The organism is Dyadobacter sp. CY312, from assembly GCF_021390535.1.
GTDB lineage: Bacteria > Bacteroidota > Bacteroidia > Cytophagales > Spirosomataceae > Dyadobacter.
Genome location: NZ_JAJUXG010000052.1, coordinates 1 through 1,722, shown reverse-complemented (window position 1 = coordinate 1,722; position 1,722 = coordinate 1). Strand labels below are relative to the sequence as shown.

General features: G+C 41.2%; 1 protein-coding gene. It reads right to left on the bottom strand.

Annotated features, from left to right (window positions below; translation table 11 throughout):
• A partial coding sequence (locus tag LZG71_RS30310) for an ATP-binding protein (RefSeq protein ID WP_233827026.1) occupies window positions 1-1,722 on the bottom strand: 1,722 nt, incomplete at both ends.

Genomic DNA, 1,722 nt, shown 5'->3' with positions numbered 1-1,722 from the left:
GAGAGACTATCATTTTTTAAGAGTCTGGCGGCCAACTTAAAACGGATAAGTTTTACAAAGTCGTTAATGGTTAGGTCGGTTAATGCCCTGAGTTTTTGATACAATACCGATTTGCTCATTCCTATGTGACGGCACAGCTCAGGGACGCCTACTGCATTATTCTCAATATTTTCTTCTACAAATTGAACGATCCGGTTTAAAAATTCGTCATCCTTATTACTTCCGATGTTAATCGTACTATCACTCAGTGAGATATGCCGACTATATTTCTGCTGCATGAGCCTTCTGGAGTGGAGTATATTTTTTATGTTTAATTCAAGCACCCTCATACTGAGCGGTTTGGTTACATAAAGATCTGCCCCATGTTGCAATCCCTCAATCTGGCTGGGAATTGCAGTTTTGGCAGTGAGTAAAATCACCGGGATATGTGAGGTTCGCATGTCCGATTTTATCTTGTGGCACAACTGCAATCCATCCATTTCTGCCATCATTACATCACTTATTACCAGATCTGGAAGCTGTTTTTCAAACACTCCCCAGGCCTCTTTTCCATTGACGGTGGCAATGATGTCATATTGCCAGCCTAAGGCCTCAGTCACAAACACCCTAAGGTCATCATTGTCCTCCGCTAACAGTATTTTATGTCTTTCTATCGTCTGGGAATCGTTTGACAAAGGATTATGAGAAATACTGCCGTTTTCTGGTGTTGTATCAGGAATAATCTGTTCCGGTTTAAAATGTTCTTTACCCTTGAGTAGCGTTATTCTGAAAACGGTCTGTCCCCTTTTTCGGCTGCTAGCCAGCTCACTTGTTACTTCCAAAGACCCTTGCAGGTTTTCAACAATACCTTTTGATAGAGCCAACCCAACTCCATATCCCGTATTTTGACCCTTTGTCTCGTCAACCTGAAAATAGTTTTCAAACAATTTATCCAGATACTCAGGAGCAATCCCAATTCCATTGTCCCCAATTTCAATCACCACATTTTCATTCGTTTCCTTGACACAGACCGTGACTTCACCACCATCACCTGTAAATTTATAGGCATTGGCCAGGAGGTTATAAATCACCTTTTGCAACTGATCCGAGTCATACCAAAGCTTGAGAGAAACACTTTCAGAAGTAAAACTCGTGCGGATATTTTTGGATTCAGACAAGTGCTCAAATACAACCATCACATTTTTGATAAACGCTATCAGATCGTATTCACCAATGACAAATCGAGTACTCCCGCTTTCTATTTTACGAAAATCCATCAGTTCATTGACCAGGTTCAGCAAACTATCCGAACTATCACTTACATAGCCAAGCAACCGCAATTCTTCCTCCTCCACATTATCCGATTTGAGTAACCTTTCTACTGGTCCACTGATCAGCATCAGCCGGGTTCTTATTTCGTGAGATATATTGGTAAAAAAGTTCAGTTTAATCTCCTGTAATTCCTTCTCTTTTTCAAAAACATTTCTTAGCCACAAGAATCTGGCTACATAGTACACCACCACGCCAGCCAACAGAATGTACGCTATCCAGGCATACCACGTGTTCCACCACGGAGGAAGAACAGTAATTTTTAGTCTGGAGCTGCCTGCACTCCAGATTCCATCATTATTGGCTCCCTTAATGAGCAATGTATAGGTTCCGGCCGGCAAATTGGTATAGGACGCTGTGGGAGTTTTTACATAATTCCAATCCTTTTCAAAACCATCTAATTTATAGGCATAT